The following is a 14330-nucleotide window of genomic DNA, read 5'->3' on the forward strand; positions in this document are numbered from 1 at the left end:
CCCGCCCGCGGGGGCCTGAATGTCTGTAGCCGTGGCGAGGATCAGGCCGGCGTCCCGACGCCCCCCGACAGGGTCGGCACGTCGAGCGCGCTGAACCCGTAATGTTTCAGCCAGCGGATATCGCCGTCGAAGAACGGGCGCAGATCGTCCATGCCGTATTTCAGCATCGCCAGCCGGTCGATCCCGCAGCCGAACGCAAAGCCCTGCCACTCCTCGGGATCGAGCCCGCACGCTTCGATCACCTTCGGGTGGACCATGCCGCTGCCCAGCACTTCCATCCAGCCTTCCGACCCGCCGATCACGCGCTTGCCCTTGACCACCGAATAGCCGACGTCGACCTCCGCCGACGGCTCGGTGAACGGGAAATAGCTGGGGCGCAGGCGGAGCACGATGTCGTCGCGCTCGAAGAACGCCTTGAGGAACGTCTCCAGCGTCCATTTCAGATGGCCGAGCGTGATGCCCTTGTCGATCACCAGCCCCTCGACCTGATGGAACATCGGCGTGTGCGTCGCATCGCTGTCGGAGCGATAGGTGCGCCCCGGCGCGATGATCCGGATCGGCGGCTTGTTGGCCAGCATCGTGCGGATCTGCACCGGCGAGGTATGCGTGCGCAGGACGCGCGGCGTCTCGCGGTCGTTGGGATCGCTGTCCTCCCGCCCGGCGAGGTAGAAGGTGTCATGCATCGCGCGCGCCGGATGCGTCTCCGGGATGTTGAGCGCGCCGAAATTGTGCCAGTCGGTCTCCATCTCCGGCCCGCTCGCGACCGCGAAGCCGAGGTCGGCGAAGATCTCCGCCAGCTCGTCCATCACCTGACTGACCGGATGGACGGTGCCGGCGAGCGGTGCGTCGGCGGGCAGCGTCATGTCGAGCGCCTCGCTGGCGAGTTGCCTGTCGAGCGCGACCTGCTCCAGATGGCCTTTGCGCGCCGCGATCGCACTGGTCACCGCCTCGCGCAGCCCGTGGATCGCGGGCCCGCGCGTCTGGCGTTCTTCGGGGGAGAGCGCACCCATCGTCTTGAGCAGCTGCGTGACGCGCCCCTGCTTGCCCAGCGCATCGACCCGGACCGCCTCCAGCGCATCGAGCGAGGCGGAGGCCTCGATCGCGACGAGCAGGTGGGTCTTGAGGTCGTCGGTGTCGGTCATCGTGTTATCCGTCATGCGTGCCGTCCAAGCCGAGACTCGCCGCCAAGTCCAGCCATTGCGGGTTCGTTTCCTCGATCAGCCGCAGCTTCCAGTCGCGATTCCATTTCTTCAGTTGCTTCTCGCGCTGGATCGCGGCCTCCATCGTATCGGCGGTTTCGTACCAGACGAGGCGGGTTACGTGATAGCGTGAGGTGAAGCCCTCCAAGGTGCCGTCGCGATGCTGGATGAGGCGCGCGAGCAGGTTCGAGGTGACGCCGATGTAGAGCGTGCCGTGAGGGCGGCTGGCGAGGATATAGACGCACGGTTGCCGCTCCATTCCCCGCCCCTTTTCGTCATTCCCGCGCATGCGGGAATCCAGAACCTCTGACGCCTGCGCTTCTATTGATGAACCTGCGCGTCTGGATCCCCGCCTGCGCGGGGATGACAACAAGAAGAAGGGCGCCGGTGCTGCCACCGACGCCCTTCTCATACCTCATCTGTCACGCCGTCAGACGGATCGGCGTTGCCGACCCGCTGCCCGCCGTGACGAGTCCCGCGCCTGCTGTCGCAGGCACGGGCCGTCCGCGATCAGGCGGCCTGCGGGAGAGCCGCCTTCGCCTGCGCGATGATGGCGGCGAACGCCTCACCCTCGTGCATCGCGATGTCGGCCAGGACCTTCCGGTCGAGTTCGACGCCCGCCAGCTTCAGGCCGTGCATGAACTGCGAATAGGTCAGACCCTCGGCGCGGACGCCGGCGTTGATGCGCTGGATCCACAGACCACGGAAGGTGCGCTTCTTAACCTTGCGGTCGCGATAGGCGTACTGGCCGGCCTTTTCGACCGCCTGACGGGCGACGCGGATCGTGTTCTTGCGACGACCGCGATAGCCCTTGGCCTGTTCCAGGATGTTCTTGTGCTTGGCGCGAGTGGTTACGCCCCGCTTGACGCGTGCCATATCTTATTCCTTCTCGCTCAGCTGAGACCGTAGGGCGCCCAGGCCTTCACCGCGGCGGTGTCGGCCTTCGACAGCACCTTGGTGCGGCGGTTCTGGCGAATGTACTTGGCGTTGTGGCTCATCAGGCGGTGGCGCTTGCCAGCAACGCCGTGCTTGAGAAGGCCGGTGGCCGTCAGCTTGAAGCGCTTTTTCACGCCACTCTTGGTCTTGAGCTTGGGCATTTTCATCCTTTCTGCTGCGCGAATCGACTGAGACGGCCGCGGCAGCCCTCGTTGGCCGGGCCGTCCGTATCCGCCGATCGCTCGGAAGCGGGCCGCATAGCGAGATGATGCTTGGAAAGCAACCACCGAGGGGAAGCAGGTGCAGGGAACCCGCGCCGCGATCTTGCGATTGTACCGCGATGGCAACGACCGCACCCGCGCCGCAGACCAAATTGCGCTGGCGGCGCATTGCGCGCAATGTCGCGTTGGTGTTGCTGGCGACGCTGGCGGCGGTCTGGCTGGTGCTGTTCGTCACCAAGGGCCGGTTCCTGAAGGGCACGTTCGAGCGTGTCGTCGGCGGGCTGACCAACCGGCAGGTGACGGTCGGCGGCGACTTCCAGCTCTATTTCGCGCCGCTCAGGATCAAATTCTATGCCGAGAAGCTTGCGATTGCGAACCCGGCGTGGGCGACGCGGCCTTACCTGTTCACCGCCGACCGGATCGACACACGCATCGCGCCGCTGTCGCTGCTGTTCGGCAAGCGCCGGCTTTACTGGCTCGACCTGACCAACGGCGCGGTCGATCTCGAATGGACCAACGCGCACGATCATAACAGCTGGACGTTCAGCGAGAAGAAGGGCGGCAAGCCGCTCGAGTTGCCGCGCATCGACCGCGCGACCGTCACCGGCACACAGGTTCGCTATCTCGACCCGCGCCTGCAACTGCTCGCCGATGTCAAACTGGACACGATTCGGTCGACCGACGCACGGATCGGGCAGGCGGTTGGGCTCGACGGCGGCGGGCGGTTGCGCGGCACGCCGTTCACCGTCGTCGCGCGTCTGCTGTCGCCCGACGCCACCGTCGCGCGCGGCAAGAACGAGCTGGTGATGCGTGCGCGGGCGGCGGGGAACGTCATCGACGTGGCGGGGACACTGCCGAGCATCGCGGCGTTCGAGGACGTGCCGCTGGCGGTTCAGGCACGCGGGCGCAATCTTGCGACGTTGCTCGACATCATCGGCGTGGCGATCCCGAACACGCGCACCTACCGGCTGCGCGCGCAACTCGTGCAGAGCGGACCGGAATATCGCTTCACGCATCTGCGCGGCACGTTCGGCGACAGCGACGTGCGCGGGCAGCTGACGATCGCCAACCGCGAGCGGCTCCACCTCGATTCGCAACTGACCACTCGCCAGCTCGACATCATCGATGCCGCGCCGTTCATCGGCTTCAACCCGGACATCGTCGCGACCAAGGGCGCGATCGCCGCCGCCGCCGCGACCGGTGCCGCGCCTGCGCGCATCCTGCCCGACGCCGCACTGCCGATCGCGACGATGCAGCGCTTCGACGCCGATCTGATATGGCATATCGATCGCGTCCGGTCGAAGCGGCTGCCGATCGCCGACATCGACCTGAAGCTCGATCTTGAGCGCGGACGGCTGGCGCTGTCGCCGCTGACGATGACGATGGCGCGCGGCAAGCTCGCCACCGACAGCGTGTTCGACACGCGCCAGCGGCCCAGCGCAGTCAGCTATGACGTGCGGCTTGCGCCCACACCATTAGGACAATTGCTTGCCGGTTATGGCGTCGCTGAGTCGGGGACGAGCGGCACGATCCGCGGGCGCATCGAGTTGAAGGGACGCGGCGATACGATCCATGATTCGCTCTCGACCGCCAATGGCCGCATCGCCTTCGTGATCCCGAACGGCAGTCTGTGGACCCGCAACGTCCAGCTCGCCGAGATCGACCTCGGCGTGTTCATCCAGAAGATGTTCGAGCAGGAGCTGAAGGAGCCAGTGCAGATCAATTGCGGGCTGGTCGCCTTCACCGTCCGCAATGGGGTCGCGGCGACCGACCCGATCCTGATCGACACCAGGAAGAACGTGATCCTCGGCAACGGCGGCTTCAGCTTCAGGAGCGAGGCGCTCGATCTCGCCTTCCGCGCCGACGCCAAGAAGTTCAGCCTGTTTTCCGGCCAGTCGCCGGTCGGGATCAGCGGATATTTTGCGTCGCCGTCGCTCAACGTGATCTCGCCGCAGCTCGTGGCACGCGCCGGGGCGGGGCTGGGGCTGGCGATCGTCGCGACTCCGGTCGCCGCACTGCTGGCGTTCGTCGATCCGGGCGATGCCAAGGCGGCACAATGCGGACCGGTGCTCGCCGCCAAGCCTGCCGCCGCGCAACGCGACAAGGATGGCAAGCCGCGCAAGGACGTCGGCGACGGCAAGGTCGAGGGGGCCAAGCGCAAGAAATTCCTCGGCATCTTCTGACGTGCACGCCTTCGCCGCCCTGCTCGACGCATTGATCTACACCCGCTCGCGCAATGCCAAGCTCAAGCTGATCGGTGATTATCTGCGCGAGACGCCCGATCCCGATCGCGGCTGGGCGATGGCGGCGCTGACCGGCGAGCTCGACCTGCCCGGGGTCAAGCCGGCGGTGATTCGCGCGCTGGTCGAGTCGCGGGTCGATCCGGTGCTGTTCCGGATGAGCCGCGACTATGTCGGCGATACCGCCGAAACGGTAGCGCTGCTGTGGCCGGAACCCGATCACCCGCCGGAAACTGCCGCGCCGCTGACGGTCGCGAACGTCGTCGACCGGCTCGCGCATCTCTCGCGCTCGGATGCACCGGCAGCGCTTGCCGCGATGCTCGACCAGTCGGACGCCGAGGAGCGTTTTGCGTTGCTCAAGATGGCGACCGGGGGCTTGCGCGTCGGGGTGTCGTCGCGGCTCGCCAAACAGGCGCTGGCGGATGCGTTCGGGCTCGACGTCGAGGCGGTCGAGGAAGTCTGGCACGGGCTGGAGCCGCCCTACCCGACGCTGTTTGCCTGGGCAGAGGGCACCGGCGCCCAGCCCACCGCCGCCGATGTGCCGGTTTTCCGCCCGTTCATGCTGGCGCATCCGCTGGAGGATTTGCGCGTCGATCTCGCGGACTATGCGGCGGAATGGAAGTGGGACGGCATCCGCGTCCAGCTGGTTCACGTCGCGGGTGAGACGCGGCTCTACAGCCGCACCGGCGACGATGTGACGCGCGCCTTTCCCGATGTCGCCGCCGCGTTCGCGACACATGGCGTTGTCGATGGCGAGTTGATGGTGAAGGGCGACTTTCAGGGCGGCGAGGCGGCGAGTTTCAACGCGCTGCAACAGCGGCTCGGGCGCAAGGTCGTGTCGGCGAAGATGCTGGCGGAGGCACCCGCGTTCGTGCGGCTCTACGACATATTGTTCGACGGCGCCGAGGATCTGCGCGCGCTGCCATGGACCGAGCGGCGTGTGCGGCTGGAGGCGTTCGCCGCGCGGCTCGACCCCGAGCGCTTCGATCTCAGCCGCGTCATCGAAGCGGACGACTTTACGGCGCTTGAGGGCATCCGCTCCGGCGCGCGCGATGCGGCGATCGAGGGCATGATGCTCAAGCGCCGCGATTCGCCCTATGTGGCGGGGCGGCGCACCGGGCTGTGGTACAAATGGAAGCGCGATCCGCTGACCGCCGATTGCGTGATGATGTACGCGCAGCGCGGCAACGGCCGGCGGTCGAGCTGGTACAGCGATTATACCTTCGGCTGCTGGACCGAGGACGGCGAGCTGCTGCCGGTCGGCAAGGCCTATCAGGGGATCACCGACCAGGAGATCGCGCAGCTCGACCGCTTCGTGCGCCAGCATACGCTCAACCGCTTCGGCCCGGTGCGTGAGGTCGAGAAGACGCTGGTGCTGGAAATCGCGTTCGATTCGATCCACGAATCGAAGCGGCACAAGTCCGGGCTGGCGATGCGCTTCCCACGGATCGCCCGGATCAGGACCGACAAGCCCGCGGCGGAGGCGGATACGCTGGCCGGGCTGAAGAAGCTGGTGACCTGACCCGCCGCTCCGTCATTCCCGCGTAGGCGGGAATCCAGAACCTCCGACGTTTCGCTCTTATCGATAGACCTGCGCGTCTGGATTCCCGCCTTTGCGGGAATGACGGGAGGGTGCGGGGGAATGACGGGAGAGGGTCTGTCCCCCGCCCCGCGCTTCTGGCAAAGCGCGCCTCCATGAGCTTCAACACCTTCGGCCGCGTCTTCCGTTTGACCACCTGGGGCGAGAGCCACGGACCGGCGCTCGGCGCGGTGGTCGACGGGTGCCCGCCGGGGATCGCGCTGACCGAGGCCGATATCCAGCCGTGGCTCGACCGCCGCCGCCCCGGCCAGTCGCGCTTCACGACGCAGCGGCAGGAGCCCGATCAGGTCCGCATCCTCTCGGGTGTGTTCGAGGGCCGCACCACCGGCACGCCGATCAGCCTGATGATCGAGAATGTCGACCAGCGCTCGAAGGATTATTCGGCGATCGCGCAGGCCTATCGCCCCGGCCATGCTGATTACGCCTATGACGCCAAATACGGCTTCCGCGACTATCGCGGTGGCGGGCGCTCGTCGGCGCGCGAGACCGCGGCGCGGGTCGCGGCGGGGGCGGTGGCGCGCGCGGTGGTGCCGCAGGTCCGCATCCGCGCGTGGGTCGAGGCGATCGGCGGCGACGCGATCGACTATGCCGCGTTCGACGATGCGCAGATCGATGCCAACCCGTTCTTCTGCCCCGATGCCGGTGCCGTCGCGCGCTGGGAAGCGAAGATGGACGCCGCACGCAAGGCCGGCTCGTCGCTGGGCGCGGTCATCGCGTGCGAGGCGACCGGGGTGCCGGCGGGCTGGGGCGCGCCGCTCTATGCCAAGCTCGACAGCGAACTGGCCGCCGCGTGCATGTCGATCAATGCGGTCAAGGGCGTCGAGATCGGCGACGGTTTCGCGGCGGCGGCGCTGTCGGGCGAGCAGAACGCCGATCCGATGCGCCCCGGCGCGGACGGCACGCCCGACTTCCTCGCCAACCATGCCGGCGGGATCGCGGGCGGGATCGCGACCGGGCAGCCGGTGCGCGTGCGTGTCGCGTTCAAACCGACCAGCTCGATCCTCACGCCCGTTCCCAGCATCACCCGCGACGGCATCGCGACCGAGGTGATGACCAAGGGCCGGCACGACCCATGCGTCGGCATCCGCGGCGTGCCGGTGGTGGAGGCGATGGTCGCGCTGGTACTGGCCGACCAGGCGTTGCTCCATCGCGCCCAGTGTGGCATCAACTAGGCGACCTCCGCCGATTGTCAGGAACGTTCGGCGTTCGCGCATCGTTGACGAGCCATTCCACATAAGGAGAGGTTCGATGCGTACCTATATCGCGATGACCGCCGCTGCCCTGTTGCTTCCCGTTGCCGCAGTGGCGCAGACGACCGGCGCCGGAGGCACGATGGGCCAGACCGGCGGAACGATGGGTGGCACGATGCAGCCCGGTGGCACGATGGGCGGGACCATGGGTCAGCAGCCCGGTGGCACGATGGGCGGCTCCACGATGGACCCGATGACAACATCGCCGCAGACGACGATGCCGAGCACCTCGACCGATCGCACCACCACGACGAAGATGCGCTCGTCGCGCCGTGCGCGAACCAACAGCACGACGACGACCGGCCCGGACGCGGTGACTAACTCGCGCACGACGATGGGCCAGCCGCAGCAGGGGCAGCCGACCGAGGCCACGAACACCCCGCCGGACCAGCTGCCGCAGGGCGGCGCCGCGGGCACCGCTACCCAGCCGGGGCCGCGCAACTAAGCGTCTCCTCGTCTGCCCGGGCACGGCCCGGGAAGACAGCTCAAGCAAACGGCGACGGAAGCGTGCTTTCGTCGCCGTTTGTAATTCCTCAATCCGCGAACGGATCGCGCACGAGGATCGTGTCGGCGCGCTCCGGGCTGGTCGACACCAGTGCCACCGGGCAGCGGATCAATTCCTCGACGCGGCGAATGTACTTGATCGCCTGCGCGGGCAGATCGGCCCAGCTCCGCGCGCCCGCCGTCGACTCCTGCCAGCCCGGCATCGTTTCGTAGACCGGCTCGACCAGCGCCTGATCCGCCGCGTGGGCCGGGTAATAATCGATCACCTCGCCGCGCAGCCGGTAGCCGGTGCAGATCTTCACTTCCTCGAACCCGTCGAGCACGTCGATCTTGGTCAGCGCGATCCCGGTGATCCCGCCCACCGCCGCCGATTGCCGCACCAGCACCGCGTCGAACCAGCCACAGCGGCGCTTGCGACCGGTGACGGTGCCGAACTCATGCCCGCGCGTGCCGAGCCGCTCGCCGGTTTCGTCCTCCAGCTCGGTCGGGAACGGCCCCGAACCGACGCGCGTAGTGTACGCCTTGGCGATCCCCAGCACGAAGCCGACCGCCGCCGGTCCGAGCCCCGAGCCGCCCGCCGCGCTGCCCGCGATCGTGTTCGACGAGGTGACGAACGGGTAGGTGCCATGGTCGATGTCGAGCAGCACGCCCTGCGCGCCTTCGAACAGGATACGCTTGCCGGCTTCCTTGGCGAGGTTCAGGTCGCGCCATACCGGCCGCGCGAACTGGAGCACGAAGTCCGCGATCGCGCGCAGCTCGGCGACCAAAGCATCGCGGTCGATCGGCGACTCGCCGAACCCGGCGCGCAACGCGTCGTGATGCGCGGTCAGCCGGTCGAGCTGCGGCCCGAGATCGTCGAGATGCGCCAGATCGCAGACGCGGATCGCGCGGCGGCCGACCTTGTCCTCATAGGCGGGGCCGATCCCGCGCCGCGTGGTGCCGATCTTGCCCGCGCCGCTCGCATCCTCGCGCAACCCGTCGAGATCGCGGTGGAAGGGCAGGATCAGCGCGCAATTGTCGGCGATGCGCAGCGTCTCGGGCGTGGCAATGACGCCCTGTGCGCCCAGCCGCTCGATCTCCGCCTTTAGCGCCCACGGATCGAGCACCACGCCGTTGCCGATCACCGACGGCGTGCCGCGCACGATCCCCGAGGGGAGCAGCGAGAGCTTGTAGACGTTCTCGCCGACCACCAACGTATGCCCGGCGTTGTGCCCGCCCTGGAAGCGGACGACCATGTCGGCGCGCTCCGCCAGCCAGTCGACGATCTTGCCCTTGCCCTCGTCGCCCCATTGCGCGCCGATGACTGCCACATTTGCCATGGATGCGATTCCCCGCCTGCCGCTGCGAACCCGCGCGCCCTTCGACAGGACTCGGCACGCGGGCGGTTCAGGAATGTCGGTGGCGCGGGTAGCGGGCGGGCGGGAGCGGGTCAACCGTGGAAGGCAACCACGACGTCATGCCCGGCCTCGTCAAGCATTCAAAAACGCGCGGAACACCGCCGCTTCTTGGCCTACAACGCCCGCGCGTCCCCGTCCGAATACAGATGCGTGCAGACCTGCGCCTCGGGCGTGTCGCCCGCCGTCAGTGCCGCGACCGTCACCCAGCCTGCCGCGCGCAGCCGCGCCGCCTCGCCCGTCGGCGTGCCGAGCGGGAGGAACAGCCGGCGGCGGTCGTGCACCGGCGGATCGCCGAGCAAGCGGTCGGCATAGAGCGAGAAGCCGGTCGCTGCTTCCTCGGCGCCGCCTTCATGAACGACCGTATAGGTGCCGCCGCGCCCGATTTCCGTCCCCGACCCGCCAGCGAACAGCGAGAAGCCGAGCCACGTCTGATATTCGAAGCCATGCCGCTCGGTCGGGTCGAGCGTCATCGCCACACGGTCGCCGACCGCCGCGGCAATCGCCGCCAGTCCATCGAGCCGCGTCGCCAGCACGCCCGCGCGATCGAACGCGCGCAGCCGGGCCAGCGCCTGATCGAACGGGCCGGCGGCTTCGATCAGTGGAAGATAGTCGGGTGCGATCGCCGCGACCCCGCCCGCATCCTTGGCGTCCAGCCGCTGGCGGAGCACGTCCAGCGCCTCGGGCGCGATCGGCAACGGCCCGGCGGCGAGCATATCGACGAGATCGGGGAGCGTGAAGTCGATCGACCCGTGCGTCACCCCCGCCGCCTCCAGCGCGTCGATCGCGACGGTGACGACCTCCTGCGCGGCGGCGACCGAGTCGAGCCCGAACAGTTCCGCGCCGATCTGTCGCGTCTCGCGCGCCGGCGACAATTGGCTGGCGCGCAGCTTGAGCACCGCGCCGGCATAGCTCAGCCGAACCGGGCGCGGGTGGTGCCCCATCCGCGTCGCGGCGATCCGCGCGACCTGCGCGGTCAGGTCGGGGCGGATCGCCAGCGTCCGCTGCGACACCGGATCGACGAAGCGCACCGCATCATGCAGCGCCCCCGCCTTCAGCCGCGTGCCGAGCCCGTCGGCGAATTCGGCGAGCGGCGGATCGACGCGCTCATAGCCATGCGCACCGATCGCGGCGAGCACCCGCGCCTCGATCGCGGCGGCGGCATCGGCGAAGGGCGGCAGGCGGTCACGAAGACCTTCGGGCAGAAGCGCGGTCATGCCAGCCCTCTGCCGCGCGGACAGAGGGCTGACAACTGTTTCAGAACGACAGCCCCATCGCGGTCTTCACGCCCGGCAGCGCCTTGACCTGTGCGAGCAGCGCCGCATCGACCGGCTGGTCGACCGACAGCAGCAGCACCGCCTCGCCGCCCGCCTCGCGACGACCGAGGTGGAAGGTGCCGATGTTGACCCCGGCCTCACCCAGCAGCGTGCCGATCCGGCCGATGAAGCCCGGCGCGTCCTCGTTGACGACGTACAGCATCGCGCCGGTCAGGTCGGCCTCGACCTTGATCCCGAACAGCTCGACCAGCCGCGGCGCGCTGTCGCCGAACAACGTGCCCGCCACCGAGCGCTCGCCGTCGGCGGTGCGGACCGCGACGCGCAGCAGCGTGTGGTAATCGCCCTCGCGCTCGGTGCGGATCTCGCGCACTTCCATGCCGCGGTCGCGCGCCAGTACGGGCGCATTGACCATGTTCACCGTGTCGGTCTGCTGGCGCAGGAAGCCGGTCAGCACCGCGCTGGTCAGCGGCTTGGGATTGAGGTCCGCCGCCGCGCCCTCGCGGTGGATCGACACGCGGTCGATCGCGCCGGTCGCGAGCTGCCCGACCAGCGAGCCGAGCTTCTCCGCCAGCCCCATGTAGGGGCGCAGCTTCGGCGCTTCCTCGGCCGACAGGCTCGGGACGTTGAGCGCGTTGGTGACGCCGCCCGAGACCAGATAATCGGCCATCTGCTCGGCGACCTGGATCGCGACGTTGACCTGCGCCTCGGTGGTCGACGCGCCGAGATGCGGGGTGGAGACGAAGTTGGGGGTGCCGAACAGCGGGCTTTCCTTGGCCGGCTCCTGCACGAACACGTCGAGCGCCGCGCCCGCGATATGCCCCGAATCGAGCCCTTCCTTGAGCGCCGCCTCGTCGATCAGCCCGCCGCGCGCGCAATTGACGATCCGCACGCCCTTCTTGGTCTTGGCGAGGTTCTCGGCCGACAGGATGTTGCGGGTCTGGTCGGTGAGCGGCGTGTGCAGCGTGATGAAGTCGGCGCGCGCCAGCAGTTCGTCGAGCGTCACCTTGGTCACGCCCAATTCGACCGCACGCTCCTCGGTCAGGAACGGGTCGAAGGCGACGACCTTCATCTTCAGCCCCAGCGCGCGATCGGCAACGATCGAGCCAATGTTGCCCGCGCCGATCAGCCCCAGCGTCTTGCCGGTGACCTCGACACCCATGAAGCGGTTCTTCTCCCACTTGCCGGCCTGCGTCGAGGCATCGGCCTCGGGCAGCTGGCGTGCGAGCGCGAACATCAGCGCGATCGCGTGTTCGGCGGTGGTGATTGAATTGCCGAACGGCGTGTTCATCACGACCACGCCCTTGGCGGAGGCGGCGGGGATGTCGACATTGTCGACGCCGATCCCGGCGCGGCCGACGACCTTCAGGTTGGTGGCGTGTTCGAGGATCTCCTTGGTGACCTTGGTCGAGCTGCGGATCGCGAGCCCGTCATAGTCGCCGATGATCGCCTTCAGCTCGTCGGGGGTCTTGCCGGTGATCACGTCGACCTCGACCCCGCGTTCGCGGAAGATCTCGGCAGCGCGCGGGTCCATCTTGTCGGAAATCAGTACCTTGGGCATGTGCATTCCCTTTCGGAAACGGCCGTCATCCCCGCGAAGGCGGGGATCCAGAACCTCTGACGTTGCGGCTCTATCGACGACCTGCGTGTCTGGATTCCCACCTTCGCAGGAATGACGAAGTAAAGGATCAGGCCGCCTTCGCGGTCGCGTAGGCCCAGTCGAGCCATGGCCCGAGCGCCTCGATATCGGCGGTGTCGACGGTGGCGCCGCACCAGATGCGCAGCCCGGCGGGCGCGTCGCGATAGCCCGCGACGTCATAGGCGGCGTCTTCCTTTTCGAGCAGCGCGGCGAACTTCTTGATGAAGTCCGCGTCGGCGCCCTCGACGGTCAGGCACACGCTGGTCTTCGAGCGCGAGGCTTCGTCTTCGGCGAGATGCCCGAGCCAGTCGCGCTCGGCGACGATCCGGTCGAGCGCGGCGGCGTTCGCGTCGGAGCGCGCGATCAGCCCACCCTTGCCGAGCCCCTTGGCCCACTCGAGCGCCCAGATCGCATCCTCGACCGCCAGCATCGACGGCGTGTTGATCGTCTCGCCCTTGAACACGCCCTCGGCGAGCTTGCCCTTGGAGACGAGGCGGAACACCTTGGGGAGCGGCCACGCCGGGGTATAGCTTTCCAGCCGCTCGACCGCGCGCGGACCGAGGATCAGCACGCCGTGCCCGCCCTCGCCGCCCAGCACCTTCTGCCAGCTGAACGTCGCGACGTCGATCTTGTCCCACGGCAGGTCGTAGGCGAACACGCCGCTGGTCGCATCGGCGAAGCTCAGCCCGGCGCGGTCGTCGGGGATCCAGTCGCCGTTCGGCACGCGCACGCCGCTGGTGGTGCCGTTCCAGGTGAACAGCACGTCGTTCGACCAGTCGATCTGCTGCAAATCGGGCAGCTGCCCGTAATCGGCGCGAATGACGGTCGGGTCGATCTTCAGCTGCTTGACCGCGTCGGTCACCCAGCCCTCGCCGAAGCTTTCCCATGCCAGCGCGGTGACAGGGCGCGCGCCGAGCATCGTCCACATCGCCATCTCATACGCGCCGGTGTCGGAACCGGGGACGATGCCGATGCGGTGCGTGTCGGGCAGGTTAAGCGATTCGCGCATCAGGTCGATGCAATATTGCAGCCGCTGCTTGCCGAGCTTCGAGCGGTGCGAACGTCCGAGGACGTCGGTCGCGAGCTTGGCGGGATCATAGCCCGGGGGCTTGGCGCACGGGCCGGACGAGAAATGCGGACGCGCCGGCTTGGTGGCGGGCTTCGTCGGCGCAAGGGTAGCGTCGGCGGCAGTCGAATCAGTCATGTCTGTCTCTCCTTACAGAGAGCACGCGCGGCGTTGGGACCGCGTGGCCCGTCGATGGCCCTAGCGGCGGGTTCGCGATCTGGCAACATGGATTGCTCGGGTCGTCGTACCGCCGAGTCCCTTCGTCCTCCCACCCTTGTCGGCAGCGGCGGCGTGGCGCACACCGGCGCGATGCGGAAGGCGAGTGTGCGTGAGTGCCGGTCCGGCAGGGCGTTGGTGGTGGCGCTCGCGCTCGCCGGCTGCGGGCGCACCGAGCGACCCGCCGTGCCGACGCAACGCGCCCGCGTCGAGCTGCCCTCCGCGCGCGAGACGCGCCAGTGTCTCGCCGACTTGCGCGCGCTGGGGGTCGATTTCCAGCCGCTGCCCGACAAGGATTTCGGAGGCGGGTGCGGGCTGACGGGAACGGTCAAGCTGCTCGATATCGGCGTGCCGACCGCCAACCTGGGCGCGGTGCGCTGCGGCGCGGCGCGCGCCTATGCCGGGTGGGCGCGCAACGGCGTCGCCCCCGCCGCCTATCAGATTCTCGGGTCTGAACTGTCGCGCGTCGTCAGCATGGGCAGCTATGCCTGCCGCAACACCGTCGGCACCCGCGGCCCGGCGCGCCGTTCGGGCCACGCGATCGCCAACGCAATCGACATTGGCGCGTTCGAGCTGAAGGACGGGCGACGCATCTCGATCCTGCGCGACTGGAACTCTTCCGATCCGGCGGTGCGGGAGTTCCTCAAGGTCGTCCACACCTCGGCGTGCCGGCGCTTCGGAACGGTGCTATCGCCCGATTACAATGCGGTGCATCGCGATCATCTGCATCTGGAGGACGATAGCGCGCGCTTCTGCCGCTAATCTTGCGAGTGTCACAGTGGCGTTCTATC

Annotated in this window: 13 protein-coding genes; 5 read left to right on the forward strand and 8 right to left on the reverse strand. The window is 68.3% G+C overall.

The window, feature by feature from the left end; genetic code table 11:
* Nucleotides 1-41: 41 nt before the first annotated feature.
* The 4 genes from pheS to rpmI all read right to left on the reverse strand — a co-directional run bounded on the left by pheS (nucleotide 42) and on the right by rpmI (nucleotide 2296).
* A complete protein-coding gene (pheS, locus tag ACI2JO_RS06975; protein ID WP_404719969.1) occupies nucleotides 42-1142 on the reverse strand; it encodes a phenylalanine--tRNA ligase subunit alpha in 1101 nt (366 codons plus the stop codon).
* 4 nt (nucleotides 1143-1146) lie between these two features.
* On the reverse strand, nucleotides 1147-1458 hold the full coding sequence (locus tag ACI2JO_RS06980; RefSeq protein ID WP_404720343.1) for a GIY-YIG nuclease family protein: 312 nt from the start codon (nucleotides 1456-1458) through the stop codon (nucleotides 1147-1149).
* A gap of 251 nt (nucleotides 1459-1709) precedes the next feature.
* Nucleotides 1710-2075 carry a 50S ribosomal protein L20 gene (rplT, locus tag ACI2JO_RS06985; protein WP_159753934.1) on the reverse strand — a complete coding sequence of 122 codons (366 nt, stop codon included), beginning with the start codon at nucleotides 2073-2075 and terminating at the stop codon, nucleotides 1710-1712.
* A 17-nt stretch (nucleotides 2076-2092) separates the two neighbouring features.
* Entirely contained in the window at nucleotides 2093-2296 is a 204-nt protein-coding gene (rpmI, locus tag ACI2JO_RS06990; RefSeq protein ID WP_028967242.1) for a 50S ribosomal protein L35, read from the reverse strand.
* 179 nt (nucleotides 2297-2475) lie between these two features.
* Between rpmI and ACI2JO_RS06995 the strand changes: the two genes are divergently transcribed.
* The 4 genes from ACI2JO_RS06995 (at nucleotide 2476) to ACI2JO_RS07010 (ending at nucleotide 7891) form a co-directional block, all read left to right on the forward strand.
* Nucleotides 2476-4539: an AsmA family protein gene (locus tag ACI2JO_RS06995; RefSeq protein ID WP_404719970.1), complete on the forward strand. Its 2064-nt coding sequence runs from the start codon at nucleotides 2476-2478 to the stop codon at nucleotides 4537-4539.
* Between the two features lies 1 nt (nucleotide 4540).
* Nucleotides 4541-6118 carry a cisplatin damage response ATP-dependent DNA ligase gene (locus ACI2JO_RS07000; RefSeq protein WP_404719971.1) on the forward strand — a complete coding sequence of 526 codons (1578 nt, stop codon included), beginning with the start codon at nucleotides 4541-4543 and terminating at the stop codon, nucleotides 6116-6118.
* A 173-nt stretch (nucleotides 6119-6291) separates the two neighbouring features.
* Nucleotides 6292-7368 carry a chorismate synthase gene (gene aroC, locus ACI2JO_RS07005; RefSeq protein WP_404719972.1) on the forward strand — a complete coding sequence of 359 codons (1077 nt, stop codon included), beginning with the start codon at nucleotides 6292-6294 and terminating at the stop codon, nucleotides 7366-7368.
* Between the two features lie 76 nt (nucleotides 7369-7444).
* A complete protein-coding gene (locus ACI2JO_RS07010; protein ID WP_404719973.1) occupies nucleotides 7445-7891 on the forward strand; it encodes a hypothetical protein in 447 nt (148 codons plus the stop codon).
* 88 nt (nucleotides 7892-7979) lie between these two features.
* Here ACI2JO_RS07010 and ACI2JO_RS07015 read toward each other — a convergent pair whose 3' ends face one another.
* From ACI2JO_RS07015 to ACI2JO_RS07030, 4 genes are all read right to left on the reverse strand, one after another.
* Complete coding sequence (locus ACI2JO_RS07015) at nucleotides 7980-9269, reverse strand: adenylosuccinate synthase (protein ID WP_404719974.1); 1290 nt, start codon at nucleotides 9267-9269, stop codon at nucleotides 7980-7982.
* Between the two features lie 191 nt (nucleotides 9270-9460).
* Nucleotides 9461-10561 carry an ATP phosphoribosyltransferase regulatory subunit gene (locus tag ACI2JO_RS07020; protein WP_404719975.1) on the reverse strand — a complete coding sequence of 367 codons (1101 nt, stop codon included), beginning with the start codon at nucleotides 10559-10561 and terminating at the stop codon, nucleotides 9461-9463.
* Nucleotides 10562-10601: 40 nt separating this feature from the next.
* Nucleotides 10602-12179, reverse strand: a complete 1578-nt coding sequence (serA, locus tag ACI2JO_RS07025) for a phosphoglycerate dehydrogenase (protein WP_404719976.1) — start codon at nucleotides 12177-12179, stop codon at nucleotides 10602-10604.
* Between the two features lie 127 nt (nucleotides 12180-12306).
* A complete protein-coding gene (locus ACI2JO_RS07030) occupies nucleotides 12307-13461 on the reverse strand; it encodes a phosphoserine transaminase (RefSeq protein WP_404719977.1) in 1155 nt (384 codons plus the stop codon).
* Between the two features lie 171 nt (nucleotides 13462-13632).
* Between ACI2JO_RS07030 and ACI2JO_RS07035 the strand changes: the two genes are divergently transcribed.
* Nucleotides 13633-14301, forward strand: coding sequence for an extensin family protein (locus ACI2JO_RS07035; protein WP_404720344.1), 669 nt, complete (start codon nucleotides 13633-13635; stop codon nucleotides 14299-14301).
* The last annotated feature ends 29 nt before the right edge of the window (nucleotides 14302-14330 follow it).

Source organism: Sphingomonas sp. NPDC079357 (genome assembly GCF_044901155.1).
GTDB lineage: Bacteria > Pseudomonadota > Alphaproteobacteria > Sphingomonadales > Sphingomonadaceae > Sphingomonas.